This is a genomic window from Flavobacterium sp. HJJ, from assembly GCF_015351475.1.
GTDB classification, from domain to species: Bacteria; Bacteroidota; Bacteroidia; order Flavobacteriales; family Flavobacteriaceae; genus Flavobacterium; species Flavobacterium marginilacus.
In genome coordinates this window covers 277,955-301,743 of record NZ_JADKPR010000003.1, presented here as the reverse complement: position 1 = coordinate 301,743, position 23,789 = coordinate 277,955, and the positions used below count along the sequence as shown (strand labels likewise).

At 33.4% G+C, this 23,789-nt stretch carries 11 protein-coding genes; all 11 read right to left on the bottom strand.

Annotation, left to right across the window (positions count from 1 at the left end; all coding sequences use genetic code 11):
* Positions 1-309: 309 nt before the first annotated feature.
* Positions 310-5,010 (bottom strand): hypothetical protein, encoded by a 4,701-nt coding sequence (locus IRZ80_RS04405; protein WP_228520801.1) that lies wholly within the window; start codon positions 5,008-5,010, stop codon positions 310-312.
* 81 nt (positions 5,011-5,091) lie between these two features.
* Positions 5,092-7,548 (bottom strand): TonB-dependent receptor, encoded by a 2,457-nt coding sequence (locus IRZ80_RS04400; protein ID WP_194640347.1) that lies wholly within the window; start codon positions 7,546-7,548, stop codon positions 5,092-5,094.
* 7 nt (positions 7,549-7,555) lie between these two features.
* On the bottom strand, positions 7,556-8,899 hold the full coding sequence (locus tag IRZ80_RS04395) for a PKD domain-containing protein (protein WP_194640346.1): 1,344 nt from the start codon (positions 8,897-8,899) through the stop codon (positions 7,556-7,558).
* A 60-nt stretch (positions 8,900-8,959) separates the two neighbouring features.
* A complete protein-coding gene (locus IRZ80_RS04390) occupies positions 8,960-10,021 on the bottom strand; it encodes a hypothetical protein (protein ID WP_194640345.1) in 1,062 nt (353 codons plus the stop codon).
* 3 nt (positions 10,022-10,024) lie between these two features.
* Positions 10,025-10,873, bottom strand: a complete 849-nt coding sequence (locus IRZ80_RS04385; RefSeq protein ID WP_194640344.1) for a hypothetical protein — start codon at positions 10,871-10,873, stop codon at positions 10,025-10,027.
* Between the two features lie 95 nt (positions 10,874-10,968).
* Positions 10,969-11,406, bottom strand: a complete 438-nt coding sequence (locus IRZ80_RS04380; RefSeq protein WP_194640343.1) for a lipocalin family protein — start codon at positions 11,404-11,406, stop codon at positions 10,969-10,971.
* A gap of 150 nt (positions 11,407-11,556) precedes the next feature.
* Positions 11,557-11,721 (bottom strand): hypothetical protein, encoded by a 165-nt coding sequence (locus IRZ80_RS04375; RefSeq protein ID WP_194640342.1) that lies wholly within the window; start codon positions 11,719-11,721, stop codon positions 11,557-11,559.
* A 149-nt stretch (positions 11,722-11,870) separates the two neighbouring features.
* Positions 11,871-12,233, bottom strand: coding sequence for a hypothetical protein (locus IRZ80_RS04370; protein WP_194640340.1), 363 nt, complete (start codon positions 12,231-12,233; stop codon positions 11,871-11,873).
* A 778-nt stretch (positions 12,234-13,011) separates the two neighbouring features.
* A complete protein-coding gene (locus IRZ80_RS04365; RefSeq protein ID WP_194640339.1) occupies positions 13,012-13,785 on the bottom strand; it encodes a hypothetical protein in 774 nt (257 codons plus the stop codon).
* The gene (locus IRZ80_RS04360) at positions 13,785-18,719 is read right to left on the bottom strand and encodes a fibronectin type III domain-containing protein (RefSeq protein WP_194640338.1); all 4,935 of its coding nucleotides are present in this window, start codon (positions 18,717-18,719) and stop codon (positions 13,785-13,787) included. The genes IRZ80_RS04365 and IRZ80_RS04360 overlap by 1 nt, the downstream gene beginning before the upstream one ends.
* A 3-nt stretch (positions 18,720-18,722) precedes the next feature.
* A complete protein-coding gene (locus IRZ80_RS04355) occupies positions 18,723-23,789 on the bottom strand; it encodes a T9SS type A sorting domain-containing protein (protein ID WP_194640337.1) in 5,067 nt (1,688 codons plus the stop codon).

Sequence of the window (23,789 nt, the reverse complement as noted above, 5' to 3'; positions counted from 1 at the left end):
ACACTCTATTGAAAATGAAAACTATTATACGAATTCAGATAACTGGACCTTAGTTTCAAAAGTAATTAAAGCAAAAGGGGGAGAAAACTATATTGTAATTGGAAATTTTAATAATGATTCAAAAACTAAAAAGAAAATCAAGTAATCACAATGCATTTTTGCTTCTTTAATAGAAAAGGGATGTTTTTCTTCTTATAAAAAGGGCTTATAAAAACAAAAATGTCATTAAACATTTACTGTTTAATGACATCTACTAATCTGGAATTACTTTAAAACCATCTCAACAATAATACTGAGATGGTTTATTTTTTACCTGAAATTATTATTGTTCTTATACTTATAAATAAACTCGTTAGCTTGTTTATCTCCTGGTAAGCTGTATTTCATTACTATTTCATAATTTCCATATCTCATAAACAGGAAATTAGAGTGTACAAAACGTTTTGCAACCGACTCAACACTGGTATCTCCATTAACATAGGCATTAATGATCTGATTATCTAAATCTATCCAATCTTGTTTGTAAAGCAAAGGCATATTGTATTTAAATGGAAAATTACCCTTTGTCCATGACTGGTTTACATCATTTTCAATACTGGTCATATAATACGCACTGAGCGGTATTGCTTTAGCAGGAATCACTCCTAATTCATTTGTATCCCTGTTGCTTATGGCATAACTGCCATTTAAAGGATAATCTTTATACAAATACGGAAAAATATCTGCTGTATAATATTCATCATTTAATTTAGATTGTGCGCTAATCATCGGTTTATTATCACTATAATCTACCCCTTGCAGGTCAACAATATCAAATGCCTCCTGGCTCGAGATAGTATTGGTTAAGTAGATAACGTCTGAATACAAAACGCCAAAATTATAACTTTGAGTACTTATCGAATTCATTTTAGAATTGAATGTTTTGTACTTACTGGTATTAAACAAGTACGATAAACGCTCGATACTTCCTTCTGCTTTGGATAATGCATCAGCCTGGTTTTCTCTTACTTGTATGTCATTACCATCCTCACTAATTGTATTTGTTTTTGTCGCAGATGGAGCATTTACAGATGGAGTTTGTTTCAAACTACTGACTATTGAAAAATTATATTTCTTGTCCTGATCCATATTAGGCAAATCATAATATACTTCATTTGAACTGGTACTATAATTAAAAGCTGCATCTCTTGAATTAGAAGTTCCTTCCTGGTTTACCCTGATACTTGTTTCCCAGCTTCCATCTTCAAACAGATAATCCTGACCGCGTTTAAGCTGAATATAACCCTTTGGGTATTCTTCTTCCAGGAAATATTTTTGGTCTACAACCGGATACGAATATTTAATATTGGTAAGCGGAATATGATTGGGAGCCCCACCCGTTATAAATAATCTCTCTTCAAGTTCTGTGGCTATTTTTCCATCTACTTTTATAGGCTCAAAAACACCATTAATCATCTTTTGGAAACTAACCTCAACCTGAACTTTAAGCTCTTTGTTTGGAGGCAGAATATCTGCTGAAACAAAATTGACCCTGTCTTTCATAGAACTCCACTCCAGAATTCCCGGAATTTCTTTTGTTCCATCCAAAACTTTAAATTTTTCTAATATTACTTTATAAGTAACATCACCGGAATCTTCCGGAATCACAAAAGCTTCATTAACTTTTGTTGAAAATGTGGCCTGTGGTACAGCAAATACATCCACATCTGTAGCACTTTGTTTTGGGGTTACATCTGTAATAAGTTTAATACCACCTAATGGAGAAGGATTTTCAAACTGACATTCCTCTCCAAGTTCAAATTTAAAACGAAATTTCCCTTTAATCAATCCTCCCAAAATATTCATATTTCCACCCACGTAACCTCGCATCCAAACCGGGTTTGGTAATTTTGCCTGTAATAAAACTGCGGCTCCTCCTGAAATAATTGGAATTTTAAATTTCAAAAATGATAATTTAACTCTAATACCTAACTCTCCTTGCAAGTAAGCATACGATTGTCCGTTAGCATACCAGCCATTTATACCTACCCGATCTCCTGTATTAGAGCATCTGGCTTGCTGATAATCTTTGAGCATAATATCAAACCCCATTCCCGCCTGAAAACGGGCATAAAAAAGCAGGAAGCTTAAATCTCCTGTATCAAAATCCAGGCTAGCCCCAAATGCGAGACCTCCTCCATTTGCCAATGCATTTTCATCTCGCATATAATCCAGTTCTTTGGCATCAACACCCAAAATTTGTGCAACAATAGGTGGCGGTGGCGGACTTCCCGGAAGCACTGTTCCTGCCATAAAATAACTTGTTGTTTTCAAGTACATTCCTGCTATACCTATTTTGACCCCACATCTGTCATCCGGAGTTCCCATATACATGTACCAATCTTCTGGGTCTTTATGGAAAACGCCCCAAACTGCTCTGCCTCCCTCTCCTATTCCCGAAAGAAAATTCCCGGGCGTATTAATGTACACATCTGTTGTAGCATGCATCGAATGATTTTGAAAATCAAATTCTATTGCCGCTGCCATTTTTATACCTACCTGAGCTGATAAATCTCCGGGAATCGCTTCTTTTGCTGCGGGAATATATTTGCTGGCAAAAGATCCCGTTAGATCTTTATCGGTTACCCCCATAAAACTTGTCTTTGCCGTAACATTGGAAGCCACTTTCCCCATTAGGTCTGTAACATTTTTAAGCCCTGGTATTGAAGCCAGGACATTTGCTTTCCCAAAAATGGCTAATCTGTTTATACCTCCTCTTGAGTTAAAAGCAATTTCAAATCCGGCTTCTCCATCACAAATGGTTTCTGAACCAATATGAAAATAAATTAGGGCTTTGACTCCTAAACTTATTTTTTCATCTGGAGTATAACTCAGTCCTGACGGTGAGAAATCACCAATGGCTATATCCGGATTTCTGTGCATTTTATAATAAGCCCCTCCTCCAAAACCATTAATCATAAAAGGAGCCGGAGTTGGCGACCATTTTACAGCGGCATCAAAATACCAATATCTAAAAGTAGTACGTCCAAAAATAGCTTTTGCCTGTACATTAACCACACCAGCAACATCTACTTCAAGTTCTGCATTAAATCCATTTCCGTATACAGGATCTTTTTCCATTAAGACAAGACCTCCTTTAATGGTTAATCCACTAAATTTACAGTCAATATTAATGGCGGAAAGATCTAAACCATCATATCGGCTTCGCTGCCTGTAGCCGTCATCATACATTTTACCTTTAATGCCTATTCGGGCTGTGGCTCCGGCTCCAATGCTTTCCATCAAATTAATCCCTAAATCAAAATCGATCCGGGAATCATTTCCGTTAATGGCAACATTTATATTACCAATCGAAACTGGAAAATTACCAAAGGCAACCGTGCCTTTATAGCCCATATTCCGAACGGAAATAATAGGTGAAACAGTTTGTAATTGCAGATTTTCAAAAGAAATACCTTTAAAATCAATTGTTTTTTTTCCTTCTACTTCTTTGTCATCAGATGCCCCTTTGTTGGTTCCAAATGAAACGGTTCCGTTTAAATTTGCCTTAGGTAAAAATTTTCCATTTATTAATTTTAATTCAACAGAACTATTAGGCAATAGTAAAGCTTTTGCTTTCCAGAGATCAAAAGCTATGGTATCTTTTGTAACTACAATTAACTGCTGCTCTTCCATGGATATAAATCCATTGTAAGCCAAACCAGCTCTATTGGTTTGGGCCGGTTTGGCTGTCGTTGTTGCTTTAGCTGATGTTGCAGTGGCTGCACTCTCTTTTTTCTCTTGCGGCGCTTTGCTTATTGGCAAAAGAATCTGACCGCTTAAATTTGCTTTTACAAAGGTATTGGCCGCAATAGTTACATCGATGTGATCTAAGGAATAGGCCCATGATTTTTCCTGACTGGTTATTCCCCTTTCGAGCGGGAATACATTATCTGCATAAAAAGTTCCCGAAACTCCGTATTTGTCTATAATCAGATTTTGAGCTCCTACATAAAGCCTTTCTTTACTTGATGCCGTATCTGTGGTTTGAAATTCTTTTGGCAGACCTACATCAAAAGTCTGAATAAATATCCCTTTCCATGCCTGAGGACTAGGTACCAAAAATGCATTTTTTGCATAATATTCTGGAAAAACAACTGTTGGGTCATTTTTTAAATCACTTAAATCTAACACTGCGTTGCTGACCAGAAACTGAAAATTACCATCAAAATCTTTTCCGTTTCGTTTGTCTTTCAACACAAAAGGCTGCATGCTTACATTGACCAGGATATCATTCCAACTACTTGCCATGAAACTGAACTCTCCTCTAACCCTATTGGGTATCTGAACTGTTTTTCCGTTGTAATAGGTTTTAGGGACGGTTGTTTTTGCTTCGTCGACAGTTTTTGTTAATGAATCAATTGGTAATATAAGGTTTCTTGAAAACTCAACTGCACCGGAAATTTTCATTTCTTTAAAACCATCACAGTCAATTGTCACATAGGTTAAATCATTGACGCTTCCTGTAGCCATATCAAAACCGCCATATAATGATACCTGCCATTTATTATCACTAAACGGAATGTCAACATTGCCCAATAAGACTAATTTGGCTTCGCCCATAATACCTCCCTGATGCGATAATTTTACATTATCAGCACCAAAAAACAATTGCATCGGTCTCCCCTCTTTGTCCTTTTGCGGAATATCAACCCTGCAAAAAACAGTCAAAGTGGTGTACTCCGGTGAAAAAACAGCCTTGGTAATTCCAATAGAATATTGAACATTATTTACCGTATTACGTATTCCGATTGGCAATTCTACCAAATCCTGATTCGAAAATTTATCAACCCAGCGTTCAGAAGCTTCAATCTTTTCGATAGCACTTGAAGCTGCCCCTAATTCTTTAGGAGGTGCAATATCCTGTCCATAAGAAAAAACAAGCGAAAGCATGATAAACAATACCGATAAATGTATTTTTGCAACCTTCTTCATAAGCAGATAATCCTGTTTTTTTGTAAAATAAAGCATAGTAACTTTTTTATATTTTAGGCAAACGTCTATTTAAAACGATTATGAAATTTTATTTGAATAATCAAGCTTTTTTAAATCTTAATTATTCTTCAAATACTTAAATTCAACTTCAGCATCTTTACTATTTTTAATGGCTAAATCATGATAAAACGGAATTAGTTTGATTTTTAATTCTTCAATTATTTCTGTATCTGTTTTTTTCTCTTTCATCATTTTAAAAAAGTGACTTAACTCCTGATTGTTAAAATTGGACAGATTTTCATTTTGATGCATTTCATTTGCCGAAGTATTGGCAAGCATCGAAATCTCATTAAGCATCCTTCGATGAATTAATAAAGGCTGTAGCTTTTTATTTTTTCGTTCGACCAATTTTAAATAAGAATTATAACTTATTTTATCTGTTACATCTTGTTCATTTACGCCATGCATCTTATGTTTATTTACTCTTCCCAGAGCCATTACATAATCATTTTCAATATCTTCATCTTTATGAATCATCTCTTCTTCTAAACTTTTCACAGTTTCAAGGATGTATTGGTTATATCGGTCTAATATGTCATTATTTAAGTCATACCCTTTTAAATAATTTAAAGTCTTTTCTTTAAAGCTTTCATCATCAGGTGTCAAAGTCGCAAGTGTGAACAAATGTTGCAATTCATCCGAATCTTCCTTCGGCATCGGTCGTAATGCAAGCTGAAGGTCCTGCAATTGTTTTATGATTTCATTTCTCGTTCCTTCGTAGGTCTTTTCTTTGTGTTTTATTTTAAGAACAGGATCTGAAACAATTTTCGGTTCTTTTTTGGATTCTTTTTTGGCCGTCAATTTTATTTTATCAAGTGAATAAGAGTAATTCAAAGCAGCAGTTAAATCATTGTATTTCTTAGCATTAGAACTGCTTCTAAACATTGAAATTATACTCATATTCAAACTATGTTTTTCGAGCAGCACATAACTGTTGTTGAACTTGACTCCAAACACAGAACTTGAATTCGTATTCCCTTGAGAATTATTATAGAGAAGCCCAAAATTAGTATTCAGTTTGTCTTTAAATAACTTCTTAGAGGCTCCAACTGATGCTCCAGCCGAAGAATTATCATTTCTACTAATCTGGTTATTGGTATAATTTAGCGAGCTATTCAAGCTAAATTTCATCGCTATAAAATTTACCGAATGTGCCAAATTATAATTCTGAACGGTACTTGCCTGTCCTTTTCGTATGATCCCGCCTTGTTCGTTGGCCTGACCAGCGATACTATAGTTGAAATTTAAATTCTGGTTTCTCTTTTTTCCAAAAGCATATGACATATTCACATTGGCATTCTGAGACAATTGCCTGTAATCTAAGGTATCAGACTGCACTACATTTGGATTGTTTATAAGCTCGAACTGGTCTAATTTTTTATTCGTATAAGTAGAAAAATTCGAATAACTGCCCGTAATATTAAGTTGGTCTGTTACTCTGTAATTCATATTAATGGAACCAACAACCCGCTTAGTATCCTGTTTTTTTGCTTTTGCCAAATCATCTCTCTGATATCCTAAACTGGTCGATACCGTGATTTTATCCTGATAAAAAGGACGCGCAAACCGCAATGCAATATTTTCTAAATCGTTATTAAAATATAGTGCTCCTAATGTGTTGTAATTAGGATCGATGCGTTCATAGGTTAGTCCTACAATACTCTTTTGAATATTATAATCAAAATTAACATTTAAGGCATTCATAAAACTGGTACTTTCTTTGCTGGAAAATACCCTATCCCTGAAATTTCCTCCTGAAATATTTTTGCTTCTAGCATCATCTGTTAAAACAGACAAAGCGTACTCAACATTCAGATTTAGATTTTTTATCAACGATGTACTAAAAATCAAACTGTTTACAAAGTTTTCTTTCGGTGTTACTCCTTTATCATTAGTTATGTTTAGCGAACTGACATCGTCTTTGGCATAAAAACCAATCCAGCCAATTTTATATTGTTGTTGTTCAAAACCTATTTTTGCTCCGTAGCCAAAACGCTGGTATACCGGAATTCCTCCTGATGCATTTTCCTCTGAGACTGCTTTTAACAACTGTCCTCCCATTAATGCTATTTTAAACGGACTTCTTGGGGTAAGTTCCAAACCAACTCCCTTAAACGGAAAACCACTTAATGTATACGGTGAAAAAGTCATACTCACATTGCCTATATAGGCTTTTACCCATTTGTATTTGGGCATAATACTTAATCTGTTAAAATCAAACGGGGCAGTATAGCCTAAATTATTTCCCTGATTGGTAATGCTGTAAAATAACGGAACACTAAAATTAAAAGCACTGATATTCAAACTTCCTGAGAGCAAATAAGTAAACTGTTCACTGGAATTTTGCATATTAGATGTATAATACATCGTATTTGCATTTACATTACCTGTAACTTTGAAATTTGGTTTATAAAAATTCTCTAAGTCTACATCCTGAGCATATCCTTTCCTGCAAATAACGCAGGCAAAAACAATACATAACCAAAACAAGATCTTCTTATTCTCTCTCTTCATTTATTGGTTATTGTTTTTGTACTTTGATATCGCATAAAATATAAGAGCTTGTTCCGTTCTTTACCATATCTTTAATTTTAATGGCTCCTTTTCTTCCGTCTTGTGTTTTAAATAAAATAATCCTTGGAAAAGTAAAGCCAAATTCCTGCGCACCTCCCGCACTGTAACTTATATTTAGAGATTTTATCGGCGTATCGTTTACCATAGCATCAAATTGTGATTCGGTAAAATTTAAACCGCAGTTGCACAAATTCTGAGAATTTATAAAAATGGTGCTTTGTGCATTTTGTAATGTTAAAAATCCATAATTGTTTGCCTGGTCCGGCGATATAAATCTGTTATAGTTAAAGTTGCCATTTAGTCCCTGAAAAACAATATCTATTAAGCTGCTGTTCTGATCGTTAATTTCATTTGCTTTATAAACCTGTCTGGTTACGGTTGAGAACATGGCACCAATATTATTATTGTTATGTGCCGAATTTATTCCCAATTTAATATTGGTTAAAGTACGCAGATTCGTATCTGTCAGCACTGTAATGGCCGATTTATAAATCTGGCTTGCTTTATCGTTAATGGCTTCTAAAGTAACTTCATGGCTGCCTGCGCTTGTAAAAATGACTGTCGGATTTTCTTCTGTTGAAGTCGCCGGGTTTCCTCCTTCAAAAGTCCATTTGTAATTTGTCGCACTCATCGATTTGTTGGTAAAATCAATCGTTACTGGAGCCTGGTAATCATCATCTTCAAATTTTGGTTCATACGAAAATAAGCTCACTAAATAGGGAGCAACAGTTACGGTTTTAGTTTGTTTTTCTGATTCAAAACCATTAGAAACAGTCAGTGTTATAGTGTGATCACCAGGGGTTGTAAATACAACATTTGGAGGGGTTTTGCCTGTAAAAGTGGCAGGTACACCATCCTGAAAATCCCATGTAAAAGTTAATCTCTCTCCGATGGTCGTATTTTTTAAAACAACCTCAACCGGAGAATAATTGCTTTTTATGATTTCGTGAGAAAACTCAATATTAATTCCTTCTTTTATTTCAACAGTTTTAGTAAATTCTCTACTCTCGCCATCTACATTTTTTGCTATTAATTTAATGGTGTAAGTTCCCTGCTTGTTGTATAAAATCTCACCTGGATTTTTAGAATTAGAAACAGACGGATTTCCTCCTTCAAATGTCCATTCATACGTATCTGCACCCGTTATTTTATTGTCAATTTTAATTTGTACAGGTATTGATTCGTCATTATTGGCATACGAAGCCGTGAAATCACCCTCTATGGCTATAGCGGTTTCCTGATAACAAGAAGTAATAACAATAAATAAGAGTAAGAGTAATGTTTTTTTCATTATCGGTTTTTATAAACCACTACAATTTTAAAGAATTGTAGTGGTTTTTTAATCTTTTATTTATTTCGTTGCTGCGTCCAATTTGGATTGGTAATCTGAAATTTTGATTACAGTTGTAGATTCCAATAAATACATATCATTCCTTTTAAATTTAAAACCAGATATAAATTTAAAATCAACCGTTGAACTATACATTAACTTTTTTTCTCCAACGAATATTTTTAATTCTGCATCTGCAAAAAGTGATAATGTATTATCTAAAAGGTTTAACTTATAAATTCCTTTTCCCCAAATCGAAACATATAAATCCCCCTTTGCGTCAAAAGCAATATCGTTGTAAAAATTATCAGCATTTGTTGTAGAGGACAATGTAGTCACTTTCCATTGATTATCAACGTATTCCAATTTTCGAATATTAGAACTAACAACAGTGGAAGTCCCTCCTGAATGCAAATTATCAATTAAATACAAAACATTATTTTGAGAAATTATTTTATCTACATTACTAAATCCTGCATTCAATCCTGTTCCGTCTTTTATTTCATTTTTTTCTGAGCCTGCAACAAAAACATCGGTTTTTAATCCCGCAACAAATCTTTTCATTTGTCTATTGTTGTAATCATACACAAAATAAGTATCATCATTATTATTACAAATCGAGATAAGTCTAATCTTATTTGCATACGGGGAACTTATAGGTTTCATCGTATAAAAAGGATTTAACTCTGTAAAGTTGTTTTCGAAACGAAATATTTTATCAGTGCCATTTTGGTTATTAAATGCTATTAACAAAAAATCTCCTGTTGGTGCAACAGCTAATCTACTTGGTGAAAAATCGTAGTTGTTTATTCCTTTCAGTAATGTCAAATTTCCATTTTTATCAATTTTTTGAAACTTAATAGCATAATCTTTTTCATTTGGTGTTTGTCCTATAAAAAACACATTGTCATCTTTGTCAATTACAAAATCCTCAGCTCTATAGAATACATTAAAATCAGCTTTGATTTCTCCTTTCTGTAACTCTACTGTTTTTTCTGAATCATTATTCCCTGAATCTGAACTACATCCATTTAACACTAAAAAAAGCTGCAACACTGCTGCTAATAAAATTCTATTTTTCATTTTCTATTTTTTATTCTCTAAATTTTGACTGCTTAAACTGTATCCGTTTCCAACAAGTACACGTACAATATTCATCGCAGTAATATCTTTACTCATTTTATATCCTATCGGGTTGCCTCTATTATCAAAAGTGGCTTTAAATACCTTGCTATCATAAGTAATCAATTCCTGGTTTAGAAATTTATCATATCCTGAAACCATAGCTGCTTTTGCAAACCATGTTGCAATTAATCGATTGTCTAGATCTAAAACTTCATATTTCAGTTCTCCATTATTCGATGGTGATGTCATCTTGATATAACCTATTCTTTTATCATTTGGATCCGGATTTTTTGCTTTTACACTATAAATTACCCCATTGTCATCGATTGCTAACTGATAGGTATCAGCCAGACGACTTGCCTTATCGATATCACCCTGAACCCCTAAACGTTTTGCAGCAATACCCGTTGACTCTCCATTAATAAAACTTTCTATCGCATCTTTAATTAAACCGTCAGCAGTAAAATAACCTCTATCCATTAATTCATAGATGATACTTCTGTCATAATTAAAGGCACTGAATTTTCTGCTTTTATTCTTAAAATCTAATTCGTTCGTTTTTCCTGTGGCTTCGTTTTTAATCTCTATCCACGGCAGTTTCATCGAATCTTCATTGGGAGCATTCTTTAATTCTGCTGTTACAGAAAAGCTTTTATCTAAACTATATATTTTAAAAACTGGTTTTTTTCCTTCCAGGTAACCAATTGTCTTTTCGTCAAGTTTTATTTCTCCTTTATCAATCTTGATTTTTTGTGCGAAAGCGCCAATTCCAATTAATATGGCTACTGCTGTTAATATTATTCTTTTCATATTTATTTTAATTTGGGGTTATATTTTAGAACTGCCTTTTGGGACAGTTCTAAAATGTTTTATTTTCTTTTTAATTGAATATAAATTGACGTTATTTATTGCCTAATGTAGGTAACGATAGTTACGTATTTATAAGCAATTCCTTTTGAGGTATATTCTTCAATGAAAGTTGTGACAAGGGTATCTTTTGTTAATGTAAAAGAAAGTGAATCAATATCAGTATCACCACTGTATTTTAAAGATATAATATTGTCTTTCATAGTATAAGTCCCTGGATCCGTTGAAGGGGCACTATTCGAAGATACTTCGTAATCAGAAAATGTATTATCATTGTTAAATGTAAATATTTCATAGTTATTGGCATCTATACTATTACTTCCTTTTCCTTGAGAAACTCCGTCTTTAAATTCTTCACTTATACTCGAAGAAGTCTTCCAAGACCCCACAATTGATGGACTGTCATTATCATCTTTACTACAAGAGGTAAATAAAGTACCTACGGCCACTAAGGCTGTTAAAAAAATAGTTTTCATTTTGTTCATGCTTAAAAAAATTTAAATTTAGTTTATGGTGTGATTTAGTTAAACACACTAAAAGCCCACACCTTTACTTTTAGCGAATTTTTTTTAGTACACTAAATTGTACTACTCTATTATTGTTTCTATAATTGCTTCATTTTTGCTCTATAATTTAATCTTTTCAGAGTTCAATAAAACTTCTTCTTGTATTTGCACTGCCGGAATTGCAGTTGGGTGATTTATTTTTCCTAAATTTTTACCCCAACCCGATGTTCCCATCATCAATATATACCCCATCTGTCCGAAGTCTCCCGACTTTACCCATTCCAATCTATTATAAAACTGTATGTGTTGTTTATTTCAATGAACGTATCTTATTTTTATTTAGCATGAACTTAAATATGTAAACTTTTTTTAAGACGAGACAGGGGGAATTAATCATTTTTCATATTTATGCTTTAAGTATAATTGCCATTCCTTTACATAACCTCTAAAACTCCAAAAACACGGCAACTATAGTATCCCCCATATTCTTTAAAATTAAATATTACTATAAATTGTTTTTTGCATGCCTCTGAAAATGTTTTCAAATATCTATACTCATGCATTCGATCTTTACTTTTTAAATTCTCAAGTTTATCAACTCCAAGTTTTGCTAATTCTTCATAAGATATTTCTTTTTCATCTATAACGTGATTGATTGATTTTGAGTTTTTTAACGACAAAAATACTTGATGTTTTTCCCCTTTATCATTACAATAAAATGTAAGATCTACTTCATCATCATAATAATTCACTGGAAAAGTTTCCTTGCTTAACTGTATTTTCTTTATGTAAATCATAATTTACAGATTTATTATTATTTCTTAATTATTTAATTAACAATTTTATTCTTTCCTCTTATAAAAATTACTAAACAGAACTTTTAAATTTTAATATCTCTAATCCATCAGTAGGCATATAACTTAGGAGAACTTTCCTTTTGTTGAATCAAAAGTTAAAACTGTATTAGTATGATTATCAAATATCTATTTTACTTATTTTTATAATTTGATTCATTTTTTCTAATCTTTCCAAATCATATAAATCTGTATCATCAATTAATAGATAATTTTCAGGTCTTATTTTCAAATATTCTTTTGCAAACTCAAATACAAGATTTTTATTTCTTACTTTCTCTGCAGAGAATAATGAAATCAGTCTTTTTTTCTCAATAAAAAGATGTTCACGCAAGCAAAATATTTAATTCGATATGTACATTCATCTGATATTTTTTAATCTTAAAACGTTTAAGGTTAAATCCACCCCTTTTAATTGATCTAAATTCTGTTTACACTCAAATGCCCTTTCATCAATATGTGTTCTTTTTTTTTCTATAAAAAATTCACTTATAAATGATATATCTGTAATAAATACATCATTTAAGAAGAGAGGATATTCTAACATATCTAGAGTATATTTCTGATCAAGTCCTTTAATTATTAAAATATTTTTGTCGGGAAGGAAAAAAATATTTGTTATATATATTTCGTTTAACACTATTTCTTATCTCTTAACTTATACTGTCTTTTTTGTTAGTATATCCACCTATTTTAGGACAAGACACTTTACAGCTTTACCTTATCTGTTACTTTCTAAATATTTTTTATAATTAGTATTATCCAATTCAACTTGTATCTCTTCAAATGGTTTATATTTATGCTCTTCAGGAAGAAATTCGTATATATCTTCATAAAACAAAACTTGACCTTTTATTAGCAAATAAATTCCATCATATAATTCAGATTTTCCATTTTCATCATTAATTGGATATTCATCACTAAAAGCAAATTCATTATCGCAAAACTCAAATATGAGGATTGTTAAATCTCTTATATAACTATTTAATCTGGTGGTATTCAAGTAGGCTAATTCTGAGTTATCAATAAAAACTTCTTCTCCATTACTATTCCTTGTTTCAAGTAAACTAAAAAAGGCATTAGTCCTCAAGCCTATATAATAACTTTCTAAGAATATTCCATTGATATCAGCAATTTTAGCAAAAAATTCTAATTCTTCATTTATTGATCCTATTATTTCATTTTTATCATTCTTAAAAAAAATGAAAGATGTTGTGATATATTTGTCAAACTTATCAGAATAACTCTTTTTAAGTAAGAGATCTATAAATACCTCATTACTTTTGTTATATTTTCTTTTTAAGAAACTCATATCAAAAGTATTATTTTCAGCAACTAATGATGGTAGATTAATACCATATTTTATTGCAATAGAAAGATATTTATCAACAAATAATTGAATATTTTCTTTTAAGTAGTTATTATCCTTAAAATAATATCCCCATGCAGCAAATAACTCTCCATCAATCCAATATTCATTAGAAATATTTTCCATTACCAATCTGTAGGTTTAATAATTATTCTTTTACTATTAACAATAATATGCAATTCTTCTAAACTTTGAAGCTCTTCTAATGTGAACATTTTTCCATCTCCGAGACCTATTAAACCTTTGTTTTTAATGGCATCCACAAATTCTTTCGCAGAATTTAAATTAGAAAATGATCCATTTGCTATTTCAATTTGCCCAAATCTTTTTGGATATAAATCTTTCCAGTTCTGAGTTAATTTTTTTACGTCTTTAAATTTCTCAATTATTAATTTAAGATTAGCATAAACATTATTTTCAGCATTTGGACCAGGTGTAGCAGGTCTCTTACATTCTAAAATTCCCTTGTTATAACCCGAAGAAAATACTACATCTACTTCGTTTGGAGGATTTTTTCCTGGCGTTAACTCTTTTGAGACTATTACTTCTTCCCCTCTATTCAACCAATATTTCCCTTCATTTAACTCGTTCATTAAAGATAAAGCCTTATCACTTTTAACAGTATTTTTGGTAAAGCAACCATTTAAATTCTTTAATAAATCTTCCGGATTTTTAAACTTGGGATTTTTTGCCAAATCATCTATCATTTTCATCATTTGGTTGTTTCCAATTTCATTATCTATTAACATTGCCTTTTTAATAATTTCATCTACATCAGACGCAGAAACTTTTAAATTAATTAGATTTTTTGTAACTGAATTATTAATCTCATTAGCAACTTCCCCCACTTCATTTACAACACTAGCACCTTCTGCTTTCTCTGCTTCTTTAAACAAAGTTTCCATTTCATTTTCTAAACGACCAGCTGCAGAAGGATTTAAAGATTTGAAATTAAGAAAACCTCCAGAACTTTTATACGATTGCCAAGAAGTTTTAAACGTATTTATTGAAACTTCGAATGTGGCGGCACTTAATTTTAAAGCCATATATGCCAAAAACACCTTGTTAAAAGTTTCCCATCCGTGTAGGAAAGTTTTTCCCGCTTCCGTACCTTCTATTTGTGTTCTATAACTGTCAACTGTAAGTGCCGTAGCAGAGAATGCAATATCAAATGTTGCCCAGGCTGTAGCTGCTCCTCCTTCTGCCAAGTCACCAGAACCAGCTGTACCAACAATGACAGCAACGTTTACTGCATCGGCTGCTTCTTTATTAAATTTTTCATTTACTAAAAAAGGTACCATAAAAGCCGGAGCATACAATTTGTCTCCTTTTTTTGCAGATAAATTTGGTTCATCACTTGCTAATTCAAAACTCAAAATACTGAAAGGTTTAATATCAGTATATTTTGCAATCCCTGAACTTAATAGGAAATTTGACCATTCTGTTTCAAAACTCACTTCACCTTTATCATTAAAAACGGCTTCATCATTTGCAAAATGAATACTATTTAAATCAAATTCGGCAAGACGTTCGAGAAATCCTTTGTTTAACCAAACAACTGACTTTAAAGCTGGAAGATCTGAATAATAAATCTTTTGAGTACCATTTTTAGTTTCATCATTATAAAGTTTCTTTATTTCTTCAATTTGATTTTTAATCACTATTGGATCTGAACCTTCATAAAATATTTTACTCAACAATCTATAAATTTCTCTGTAATTGCCTAATTGGAATCCGTTTTGAATATCTTTTAACAATCCCGTTTCATCTTTAGAAAAAAGATTTAATAGATTCTTAGATTGTTCAACTGGTGCTGTTTGTAAAACTCTTATAATTAAATTTTCTTCTTTATTTGTGACTACTCCTTGTAAAATACATTTCATCAAATTATACCTATCATCTGCAGACAGGTATTTTTTAGCATCTTCATCAGAAAAATTTGTATTTACTAACGAAGGACTACAATTTTTAATTTGAGCTAACAAAGTATTAATACCAATACTAATTTCATTGAGTGGGATTTGCCCATTGTTTTCACAAACAATTATAGGCTTAGCTGCATTAGGTATACTTAAATCTAGTTTTGCATTTGTATCATTTATTTTTTTCGCAATTAAATAATAGTTACAGTCATTCGTCTGAGATTGAACTATTAATCGGAAACTGTTTTTACTGTCAGCAGCTTTATAATTATTATAATAAGCAGGGACAAAAATTTTAGTATCTGTATCGTATTTATAATCTATGCTATTAATTCTAAAAGAATATAATGTCCCATTAGGAAAACCACCATTATTATTTGAAGTAACAAGTATTACATCGCCTGCTTTTTTTCCGTCAATATCGCTAAATTTAAAAGGTTGATTATTTGGAAGAATATAATTACAAACTGTCGTGATTTGCTCCCCACTCTCTTGACTCTGAAACGCATACAGCTTAAACGCAGGATCATTAACCTGTTTCCAGTCCTGATGACTTAAAACAGTTCCTGAACTATAATCCATCAATAAATCGGTGCTTGATTCAGTTGTTTTATACGTTTCAAAAGGATGTTCTAACTTGAAAATTCCGTGACCTAATTCGTGTGCAGGAGTTTTGGTTAATCCCGATTTAAATACATACCCAAACTGCCCGTTTAACCTCATATACCCCTGCTGCCCGGTACTTGAGTTTTTATCGGTTACAAAAAGTACATAACTTGACTCTGTGCTTTGATACAAAGCATTTATTTTTTGCTGGTCTGTACTATAAGTTGATGTAAGTGTATTTTTCTCAGTCTGAATTGTGTTTCCTGAGACAACACTATCAATGTTTAAGATACCCTCTTTTTTGAAGTTTACTTTTACACCAATTTTATCATAAATTGCCTGTGTATTAGTAATAATTCCGTCAAGTTTGCTTTGCGAAACTGCATCTGTAGGCACTAAAGCTACATTGACTTCTTTTGACGAAATATGCACCAGCATAAAAGCTCCTATAACTTTCCATCTATCACCTTGCTTTATAGTGGCCAATATTTGCTCTTCGGCATAACTCAGCTTTCCTTTTACTGTTAATACAAATACTTTATCGGTTCTTTTAAAGTCTATATTTGCTCCGTTTTGGGTTTTAAAAACGATACTGTCCAGTTGTATATTTATATCTGTAAGGGTTACTGTAGCCAATACCGTATCTGAGTAACCGTTTAAAACGGCTTTATAAGGCAAGACAACGTCCCCTACTTTTTTGTAAAGCTTTTCTAAAGCAGTTGGTGCTTTGTCTGGTATTACATCAAAAGCATATTTACTGCCATTACCGCTAAATGCAATCGAAATTCCTTTTGCCGTGAATTCTGTTGCCTGACCGCTTTCATCTACTCCATCGGTATTTTCAGGTGTTGGTTTGCCTCCTGCTGCGGCTATTGCAGGTTCGTTGCTTCCGTTACCGTCTTTATCTACATTGTAAATATTTCCTTTACTGTCTGTAATAACGGTATCTTTTCCACCAGGAATGGTTACCTGTTCACCATCTTTACCGTTTACTATAATATCGCCATTAGGATTGATTACAATTTTATCAACCTCAAACGGAACGGTTTCTTCAATCTGCCCGCCCTGACCTTCGCCAGTAAAATCTTCTACATCGGTAATATTCTTCCAATCCGGATTATAACTTGTCTCTACAACACCGCTAATTAATTGATAATCGGTATTGATCAAAATATTTTTAAACTCAACAGCAATTTTAGTATCAGCTAAGTAAGGCACTATTATGTAACCGTGTCCAGAATACGGGCTGTGTTGTTTCTCCAGCTCTAAAACAGTTACTGGAAAATCTCCTGCTTTAAAGGTTTCGCTTTGTATTAAGTTATCTAGTACTTTTTGATTTTCAATATTGATTTGAGGAATGATACCACAATTATAGGCAGCAACGCCACTGGTCTCTGTAGGTATTGTAAAGGTGCTGATTGCTGAATAGGTAAACGACTGTACTCCTTCGGTTGCGGGATCACAGCTTGAACCTACCCTAAACTGATAGGTGACACCCGGCTCTAAATTGTTAATTAAACTTTGTTTGTTTAAACTATTGGCCGAAAACCATTGTGCATTGCGAACATCCTGTTTTTTGTATTGTACCTGATAGCGTGTATGTTCCGGTGTTCCTTCCCAAGTAATTTTTACACTTTTAGAACTCTGGGATTCGCTTAATAAAAAGGTTGGAGCAGCACAGGACGATGTATATTTAAACGAATAGATCTCGCTGTAGCCATCATTTTTAAAAATGGCATTTTCTGAAAGCCCTGTCGTAGAAACCGCTTTTACCCGCCATGCATAGCGCAATCCCGGGGTAAGGATGGGCATGCCTAAATTATACAGCAAAGCAGTTCCAAAAAGTGTTTCCTCATATAAAATGGGAGACATTTGAAACGCAAATTGTGGGTCTAATGCAGGATCTATGAGCTGTTTTAACTCAAACTTATACGATACATTGGTTGCGTTGATCTGACGCGGAGTCCAAGTAAATAAAATATTAGGAAACTCTGTCGAAGCAATTTGTTCGTTTTTTTGCGGTGTATTTAATATGGGAGGATCATTTAATATCAAATATAAACTGGCACAGCTCTTTTGAGATATTTTTTGATTGGTTACAAAATCATACATCTCAAAACAAAAATTGTACATTCCCTCTGGCAACGGATTTGCATACTGTGCCGGAGTGATTCCTTGCAGGTTTTCTAACCTGAAAAGGGCTGCAATATCAGTGTTGGTTAAGGTTTGTAATTCACCTCCATTTATAAAAATCGGCCTTTGTTCTTGTGCATAATCAGAAGTTTGGATATTTAGTCCGTTACCTTGAATATACAATTTTAAACGTACTCTTCGCTGTGATATCGAAATATCGGTTGGATTAATCAGCAATTTCATCTTAGTATCCATGCTTGTCGCATAATCGGATATTTTGACACTGTATGGACTATTGAAAACTGGCGTTAATTGAACTGGATATAATTGTGCATATCCAACTGCATTAAAAAACAGAAATAGAACAAAGAAATATATGTTTTTTAAAAAGTTCTTCATTTTTTAATTGATGATAATTTTTTTAACCAATGTTTGCTGTCCTGTCTCTAATACCAAAATATAGATACCTGATTGTAATGAAGTATTAAAATCTACTTCATACTTTTTCTTCCCGGATTCTTTTTTCTGAATCATCGTATTTTGCCCGGTTGTTGAGAATAATCTTAAGTTTATGTCACTATTATTTTCTAAAGTTACAAGTGCTTTAAAATTACCATTACTCGGATTTGGCGTTACAATAAAATCTACAATGAATTGCGATGTTGTGCCTGTGTCAGGTAATGTACTTCGTTGCTCCACCGTAATGTTTTTACTGTATGTCGCATAACATTCTCCCTGCGTTTGCTGTAAGCCAATTGCATAAACTCCTGCGGCATCAAACTTTAATGTTATGTATTTTTCTTTTTGTTCTACAATTTTTACTCCGTTAGGGATTATCCAGTTTGTGTTTTCTCCAAAAGGATTACTGGTATTCACTAATATCACTTCTTCATCGGTGTAAGCCTGTGAGCTCAATAAAAACTCTGAGCTAATTAGTGCCTGACTTGTTTTTATTACAATTTCGTCTTCGCCAATACAGCCTAAAGCTGAAGTAACTTTTACATGATAGGTTCCAGCTTTTGATACACTTACTTTTGGCTGGTTTGATGTAAATCCGTTAGATGAAGTCCATGTATATTGTGCAGTATTTTCTGCAATTGTTGCATTTAGTTCTAAAACCTGATCGTTGCACAGTGTTCTGTCTTTTCCTAAATCGACTATAATTGGGTTGGGATCTTTTAGAACAAATTTCTTTTTATACACACAACAATCTGGGCAGGTTATGGCTACTTCATAATTGCCTGCTGTAAGATTGTTTAAATCTTTGGTAGTAGCGCCAGTGTTCCATAAATAGCTGTAAGGTAAATTACCGCCTGTAACATTTAATTCTATCGAAGCATCAGTTCCTTTATAACAAGTTGGATTTTTTACAATTTCAGTTGTGAAAATTCCTTTAGGGTCACCCACAAAAATACTTCCCTGTACGACACACCCTTTGGCATCTGTGGCGATTACAAAATAATTGTTTGTGGTAATATTTTCTATTTTTGCAGTTGTTTCTCCATTTGTCCACTCATACGTATAAGGTGGAGTTCCTCCTGAAACGTGAGCTTCAGCCCAACCATCATCTCCGTTGTTGCAACTTGCATTTAGTTTTGTAAAAGTCAAATTCAGTTTTGTCGGCTGCGGCATATTCTGAGTCACGTCAATTTCTTTGACCAAAACATTATTGGTATATGTCCCAAGTCTTATACCGTTGGCATCTTCAATATTTAAGGCGTACGTTCCGTCAGACAGATTTTCGGCAGTTTCATCATGCTCGTTCCAGATTGCCCACGAACCGTCTTTTTGTTTCTTCTTCCAGGCATAAAAATAAGGCAATCCGTTGTTTTTAGTGTTTTGTAACTGAATACCGCCGGTAACATGAGCCACTAAAATTCCGTCTTGCGATTCATCTCTTTGGCTGTCCAACGGGTTGGCATCGGTCTCATTTCCAAATTCATTGCCTGCATTACAAGAAATAATGCGAACTACCTCAAAAGTAACTTTAAGAGGATCAGGATCGTCTAAGGCTGTAACAGCATTTGCCACGGTACAACTTGTTTTATTTGTGGCAGGATTATAATTGGCATCACGAACTGTTAAACTATACATTTCCTCTGGAAGCCCGTTTAACGAAATGGTATAAACTCCGTTACTGAAATTAGTTGTGGTTGTAGTTTGTATTATTCCTTTACTATTTTTCCATTCAAACCAATAGGTGTTGTCTGAAAAAATGGTACCACCGGTAACATCAACTACAATTTTCCCGTTTGTTGCTTTGTAAAAACCAGGATTAAGAACCTCTGTATATTTTATTGCAAGTGGTGCTTTTGGTTCTACAATCTCAACACTTTCTTGTGTGGTACAGCCTTTTGCATCGGTTACAAACACCCAATATTTGCCTGCTTTTAAAATGGTATTTTTATCAATTTCTACTTCATTCGACCATTTATAGTCATACGGAGGTGTTCCTCCTGTAACATTTGCTGTTGCCCAACCATCGTTTCCGCCGTTGCAAAAAACATCTCCTTTGGTTATACTTACTGATAATTTTGGAGGTTCCTGCATCAATTGGGTAACGTCAATTTCCTGTGTAATCACATTATTGACATAAGTCCCGAGCATAATCCCGTTTCTGTCTTTTATATTTAACGCATAATTTCCATGGGAAAGATTTGAAGCTGTTTCACCTTTAATGTCAGTTAAAGCTGTCCAAGTGCCATCTGCCTGTTGCTTTTTCCAATAAAAATAATAGGGTAATCCATTGTTTTGAGAAGCTAATAAGGTTACTCCTCCTGTAACGTGTGCTACTAAAATACCATCTTGCGATTCGTCACGCTTTCCGTCTTTTGGAGTTGTATCTGTATCAGTCCCAAATTCGTTTCCTGTATTACAAGAAATAGTTCGAACTATTTCAAAAACAACTTTTAAAGGATCTGGTTCATTCAGTGTTACTTTTGACTCTAATACAGAACAATTAATTATTTGATTTTCCGCTTCGTTATAATTTTTATCAGTAATCGTTAAAAAATAGTCATCTGCCGGAACACCATTTAGTGTAATGGTATAAATGCCGTCTTTTATTTGAGCTGTTGCCGTTTGTAATACTCCTGCTGCATTTTTCCACTGATAATTATAGGATTGATCATCCTTTGGTGTTCCTCCTGTTATCCTGGCTATAATTCTTCCGTTAGTCGCTCCTGAAAAAGTAGGTGTAAAAATTTCTTCGTAGTCAATTTTCACCATTTCTGCTGGCTCACTAATGATGATACTACTTTTTATAAAACAGCCCTTTGTGTCTGTTACCTCTACAAAATATTCCCCTGCTGTTAACTGAGCTATTTTGTTTTGGTCAATAGTTCCGTTACCTGTATTGTACCATGTATACGTATAAGTACCTGATCCTCCTGTAACATTGGCTGTTGCCCAACCGTTATTGCCTTCATGGCAGGAAACATTTCCTGAAGTAAATGATAATTCTAATTTTGCTGGCTCTGCAATTTCTTTTGTTGTTGGAACTGCTGTTACTAAATCTATAGTATTGTAAGTTCCCTGCACTATTCCATTGGCATCTATAATGTTTAGTGAATAGTTTCCTTTTGAAAGATTCTCTGCGGTATCTGTTTTATAGTCTGTCAATACTTCCCACATGTTTGTTGCTGCATTATATTTTGACCAGATAAACTTATAGGGCAAACCATTGTTTGCGGGTGCTACAAAAGGAACACCACCAGTAACTGTTGCTTTTAAAATTCCGTCTGAGAACTTATTTACATCCGAATCTAAATTAGCAGTATTACAAGAAATAGCTTGTGCTACTGTTAAAGCAATTAGAATTTTGTCTGGCTGAGATAGCATTTGAGAAGATTCAATAATAGAACATGCTGCTTTATTACTGGCATTATTATAATTTTTATCTTTTACCGTTAGTTTGTATTCTCCCTCAGGAGCATTTTCTAATGTAATATTGTATGTTTTATCAGCAGTATTATATTGGGCTGTTGCTGGCATAACATCGCCAAAACTGTTTTTCCATTCATAATCATACGATTTATCATCATTGATCGTTCCGCCGCTTATTGAGGCTGTTAATTTCCCGTTAGCAGCTCCGTAAAAAGTGGGATCTTTTTTGAATGTGTAATGGAGTGTTAATGGTGATGCGGGTTGCGAAATTGTTTTTTCCAGTACTTTATCATCCCCAAGTTGAATCTTTCCATTAACTACTGTTTGAATTTTGGCAATACAGCCATTCATGTCTTTTACTTTCACTTTGTATGTATCGGGTGCCAAGCTGATAATAGTGTATGGTTTATTATTAGGGAAAGGAATCCAACTGACTCCATTATCCAACGAATAATAATCATTGCCTGATACAGTACGGGTTCCTCCGGTTGGTGCGATAGTTATAGTACCATCCTGAGATCCGTAACATTGCACATTGGTACTGTTTAGTGTAAAATCTAATATAGGAGGAGATGTTATAGTAAAGGTTGTAAGTGCAAATAAATCTTGAGGAACGACAGAAGTGTTCAGTCCATCCTTAAATCCTATTAATTGCAGCATATAATTACCTTTTCTTAAACCCGAAATAACAAAAGTTTTATCTGCTGCAATAGATAATGTGCCATTATAATTAGCAGGCATACCTGTATCCACATCAAGCAGCGTATAATTTAATTGTTCACCCGAAAATAGTGTTCTGTTAAATACAAGTTTTACAGATCCATCTTCAGAATCACTGCAAGTAGGTTGAACTCGTGTTAAAGAATTAATTTTTGGTGCAGATAGACGTACATCGTATTTTACATGGCTTGATACAGTACTACATGCCTTCTGCCTAAAGTAAATTGGCTTGCCTACATAACTTATTACATTAGATCCTAAAATATCAACTGCATTAGCTGAAAAACTTGACATTCCTTTATATTGGGGCAAATCTGTCCAACTGGAAGGATCCGATGTTGGATCTAATGAATATTGCCAATTATAGTAACTGCTGTTAAACCCCGGAATACTTGCAATCGTAATACGCTTGTCTGTTGGCAAATCATATTCTGTCTGAATAATTTGTAGATTAGGTCTAATATCGTATTCGAAAGAAACATCCATTCCATCATAAGCTTTAGAAAAAGATTTAGCTGTAATGCAAGGATAAGTAGAAATATCGAAATTTTCACCTATATTGGATGTACTAGAAAAATTTACAAATAAATCATAGTTGATAGATTTAGGAATTTTTTCAGTGGTGAAAGTATTTATAGAATAATCACTTGTACTCGAGTTATCACCAATACCTGCTCCATAAAGTTTTGTGGTTGTACCGTCCGTATATTTTAATGTCAAATCGAAATGGGAAGAAGTATGATTTTTTACATTTCTATAAACTCTATAATCTAAATTTTTAAATTCAACGGTATAAGTTGCTTTGGTTTGCCCAAAGCCAAATCCCGAAACCAATAAAATTATCAATACGTAAATTTTCTTCAT

Excerpts from the sequence above, each read along its gene's own strand:
- IRZ80_RS04385 (WP_194640344.1), bottom strand. The coding sequence starts at position 10,873 with ATGAAAAGAATAATATTAACAGCAGTAGCCATATTAATTGGAATTGGC.
- IRZ80_RS04390 (WP_194640345.1), bottom strand. The coding sequence starts at position 10,021 with ATGAAAAATAGAATTTTATTAGCAGCAGTGTTGCAGCTTTTTTTAGTG.
- IRZ80_RS04400 (WP_194640347.1), bottom strand. The coding sequence starts at position 7,548 with ATGAAGAGAGAGAATAAGAAGATCTTGTTTTGGTTATGTATTGTTTTT.
- IRZ80_RS04395 (WP_194640346.1), bottom strand. The coding sequence starts at position 8,899 with ATGAAAAAAACATTACTCTTACTCTTATTTATTGTTATTACTTCTTGT.
- IRZ80_RS04360 (WP_194640338.1), bottom strand. The coding sequence starts at position 18,719 with ATGAAGAACTTTTTAAAAAACATATATTTCTTTGTTCTATTTCTGTTT.
- IRZ80_RS04365 (WP_194640339.1), bottom strand. The coding sequence starts at position 13,785 with ATGGAAAATATTTCTAATGAATATTGGATTGATGGAGAGTTATTTGCT.
- IRZ80_RS04405 (WP_228520801.1), bottom strand. The coding sequence starts at position 5,010 with ATGCTTTATTTTACAAAAAAACAGGATTATCTGCTTATGAAGAAGGTT.
- IRZ80_RS04380 (WP_194640343.1), bottom strand. The coding sequence starts at position 11,406 with ATGAAAACTATTTTTTTAACAGCCTTAGTGGCCGTAGGTACTTTATTT.
- IRZ80_RS04355 (WP_194640337.1), bottom strand. The coding sequence starts at position 23,789 with ATGAAGAAAATTTACGTATTGATAATTTTATTGGTTTCGGGATTTGGC.
- IRZ80_RS04370 (WP_194640340.1), bottom strand. The coding sequence starts at position 12,233 with ATGATTTACATAAAGAAAATACAGTTAAGCAAGGAAACTTTTCCAGTG.